General features: G+C 46.0%; 3 protein-coding genes. 2 read left to right on the top strand and 1 reads right to left on the bottom strand.

Features of this window, described 5'->3' with window-relative positions:
* Nucleotides 1-48 precede the first annotated feature (48 nt).
* Complete coding sequence (locus Q0668_RS24995) at nucleotides 49-1,071, bottom strand: ROK family protein (RefSeq protein ID WP_298869282.1); 1,023 nt, start codon at nucleotides 1,069-1,071, stop codon at nucleotides 49-51.
* A 372-nt stretch (nucleotides 1,072-1,443) separates the two neighbouring features.
* On the opposite strand from Q0668_RS24995, the gene Q0668_RS25000 reads away from it, so the two are divergent.
* Entirely contained in the window at nucleotides 1,444-2,943 is a 1,500-nt protein-coding gene (locus tag Q0668_RS25000) for a MotA/TolQ/ExbB proton channel family protein (RefSeq protein WP_298869283.1), read from the top strand.
* Nucleotide 2,944: 1 nt separating this feature from the next.
* Nucleotides 2,945-3,715: hypothetical protein (locus tag Q0668_RS25005; RefSeq protein WP_298869284.1), on the top strand; the 771-nt coding region annotated here is incomplete at its 3' end.

The following is a 3,715-nucleotide window of genomic DNA, read 5'->3' on the forward strand; positions in this document are numbered from 1 at the left end:
GGCGACTGGCACTGGCAGTAGTCTCAGCGGGTAGAGGGTTTTTAGCATTCATGGATTAGGATCACTTTTCAATGCTGTCGTTTCTTGAATCATTTTTTGTGCCCAGGCCGCAGCTCCCATTACCGTAGAATCATCCTTCAACTGGGCAGCGATGACTTTAAACGAATCCTTGAAAGTCGGCATAACATTTTTGCGTGTAGCCTCAGCAACTGAGTTTACGAGGAGATCGGGCATTGCTTCAACCAGACCGCCACCCAGTACAATAATTTCGGGCGAAAACGTATGGACCATATTTCCGGCTGCAATTCCAATATATTCCGCTGCGCGCAGGATGATGTTCATAACACTTTCATCCCCTTTCTCAATAGCAGAAGCGAGGATTCCACTGCGAATGTCGGACAGGTCTGTGCCTGCCATTGCTCTGAGTGCGGGGGCATCCCCACGATAGGCTGCCTGAGCGGCTGCTGCTGAGATTGCCAATCGACTGGCAAGCGCTTCCAGACAACCATACTGGCCACAACCGCATTCCGGACCATCGGGCAAGACTTTGGTATGACCAATTTCCATGCAGGAACTTTTATTACCCTGAATTAACTGGCCATGATAGACGGCTCCTCCGCCAATCCCTGTGCCAGGAAAAATGCCAATGGTAGAGGAAGCGTCTTTAGCAGCCCCGAAGCAGTATTCGCCATAGACGCCGGCATCGACATCATTGCAGATGACAACGGGACAACCGAATTCTTTTTGCAGAACATCTCTAACGGGAACATCATACCAACCTAGATTGGGGGCTTCAAAAATAACACCTTCTTTGAGGTCCAGTGGGCCAGGACAGCCAACACCAATTCCCGCTAGTTGATCGGGCTTCAATTCGGCTTCTGCTAATGCCAGATGAATGGTTTGAAGCATACGCTCCAAGCCCAGTTCAACACCTGCATGCCCTTTGGTTTTTCTCCGTTTTTTCCCTAGAGTTTTGTATTGAGAGTCAAATATTTTGGCCAGCATTTTTGTACCGCCCAAATCAAAACCGGCCCAATAGAGGTTCTTAGCTGCAGCTGCATCGGTTGACATATCTCAAATTTCTAGATTAAGGAATTTATCCTTACTCGAATCTAAATCACGTTAGTACTTCAAACTACCTTGATTATAACAAACAGAACGTATCTCGTGAATTCCGGCGAATTTAGAACTCGATAAACAAGCGTGGAAATGTTCTGAAACCAGAATCGTTGAAGTCATGCTAATGGAATGCAATCCAGACTCCACTCTGACTCACAGTTGCTGGAAATACAAGCTCTTTCGCCAGATTCAAAGAATGTGACAGGCTATTGGCTTTTGGGATAATGCCTGCTTGGATAGACTATATTTATGAGATTGATTCAATGAGTTGTCAGATTAATCGCGGCTCTATACTAAGGTTTACTGCACCCTGGGGTTCCTTTCATGTATTTCCAGTTTCCCTGTGAAAAGTGTTCTAAAAAACTCAAAGTTCGTGATGAAAATATTGGCAAAAAAGTTCGTTGCCCGTATTGCCAACACACGATGCTGGTTAAAAAGCCGGAAACTCCGGTTATTGATACGTCGGTTGATTTTTCCGCCTCAAGTACCGCAACACACTCCACAAAAACATCCAGCAGCCGGACAGGATCAAAAACCGTATCCAGCGGCTGGGCGGATGGAACCGAAGTCAGTCTCTCCAAGAGTGGTATGATTGCCATAGGGGCTTCTGTCGTATTTATCGTGCTGATGTTTCCCTTCCGGAAATATTACCTCGGGGAATTGTTTTTGGACCGGGGCTGGGTACCATTCGCGCTGGTCTTTTTAATGAGTTGGTCTGCCACGATTCTGATTTTGAAATCCCGCAAGCTGGCTAAACAGAAGGATTCGATGCTGTTTGATACGCTGCCGACGGATATCTCCGAAGAGATTTCGGAGAAGACCGTTGCCAAATTCATCGAGCATGTCAAAAACCTGCCCGTTGACCCGCGTGAAAGTTTTCTGGTAAACCGGGTTCTTCGAGGGTTAGAACATTTCAGTGTCTTGAAAAGCAGTGCAGAGGTTTCTAACCGCTTACAATCCCAGTCTGAAATTGATGCTACTTCCATCGATTCCAGCTATACCATGCTCAAGGTGTTCATCTGGGCGATTCCGATTTTAGGGTTCATTGGTACGGTCATCGGAATTGGTACCGCAGTGGGTGGCTTCTCTGGGGGCATGGATAAAGCCGCGGACATCTCCGCTCTGAAAGCATCTCTTGGTAATGTGACAGGCGGATTATCCACTGCGTTTGATACGACACTAGTCGCGCTGGTGATGAGTATGCTGGTGATGTTTCCCAGTAGTTCCATGCAGAAGTCCGAAGAGGATTTATTGAACTGGGTAGATGAATATTGCAATGAAAATCTTTTAAAACGTCTGAAAGAGAGTGATCATGTCAGCAGTGGAGATGAAAGAGACCATCGCCGTCTGATCCAGCGTACGATCGATAAAGCAATGGCCGATCATCATGCGGAATTGCAGACCTGGACCCAGAAACTGGAGGGCATTGGCAGTACCCTGTCACAGCAGGTGATGAAATCCTGGGGAAAAATCGATGATAAAATTCGTGCTCAACAGGAAGAACAACTCGAAAAAGTACAACAGGTCATCGACAAATTGACGACAGAACATCATTCGGTGGTCGAACAGATGGAAAACGTCGAACAAAAAATGTCTGAGCTCCAGACGGCTCATGCAGAAAATCTGGATAAGTTAAATGGAGATGCCGCTGAAATGGCCCAAGCTGCTGATACTTTGTCACAGTCGTTCAGCGGCGTGCAACAGGGGTTAAATGGTCTCAATACAGTTTTGTCTGACTTGGGAGAAAAGCAGGTGCTGATTCAGCAGGTCGAAGCACCACGTAAACGATGGGGCTTCTTCGGCGGATCAAGGAAAGTGCGATAACGTGGCCAAAAAGAAGAAAAGTGAGGGAGAAACGGTCTCGCTATTTCCGTTTCTAAGTATTCTAGCTTGCGTCATTGGTGTTCTGACACTCATGATCACTGCCATGGCGCTGAGTCAGATGGATAATCAGGACGATAAATGGAAACGCGTTGAAGAATTTGAGCAACAGCAGAATAAAATTACCGATAAACAGCAGGAACTCGATCAGGTGAAAAGCCAGATTGAGGATTTATCAAAATTGAATCGCGAACTGATTTTAGCTCTGGAAGAATTAAAAAAAATCAAGCAGGAAAAAAACAAAATTCCAGACGATATCAGTCCGAAAGAAAAGGTAAAACTGCTGGCCGAAGCAAATCGATTGTCCAAACGCATCGAAGAGATCAAGGATGATCCGATGGAACTGCAAAAAGAAATTGAAAAACTGAAAGTGGAATTAAACAAACGGGAAAACCCGGTAGCCGCCGAGGTCCGAATTCAACCCGGGGGCTCAGGAGTTGATCTCAACCCCACATTTATTGAATGCACAAAAAATGGAATCGTGGTATTAGATGGACCGGCGAAAGACTTAAGAGTCCGCAGAGACGACTTGACAAAAAATCTCTCGTTTGTTGAATTGCTCGACAAAATTGGTGCTCAAAAGAAAGGCACGGTTATCTTTCTGGTTCGACAAGATGCCGTCTATACTTATAATATAGCGTCAAGTGTCTCCCGTTCCCGGTTCTGCCCGAACGGAAAACTTCCCGTTGAAGGGAATGGAAAAATCGATCTGAGC

The organism is uncultured Gimesia sp., assembly GCF_937910335.1.
In the GTDB taxonomy this organism is placed as follows: Bacteria; Planctomycetota; Planctomycetia; order Planctomycetales; family Planctomycetaceae; genus Gimesia.

Coding starts and splice junctions, on each gene's coding strand:
- Q0668_RS24995 (WP_298869282.1), bottom strand. CDS start 1,071: ATGTCAACCGATGCAGCTGCAGCTAAGAACCTCTATTGGGCCGGTTTT.
- Q0668_RS25000 (WP_298869283.1), top strand. CDS start 1,444: ATGTATTTCCAGTTTCCCTGTGAAAAGTGTTCTAAAAAACTCAAAGTT.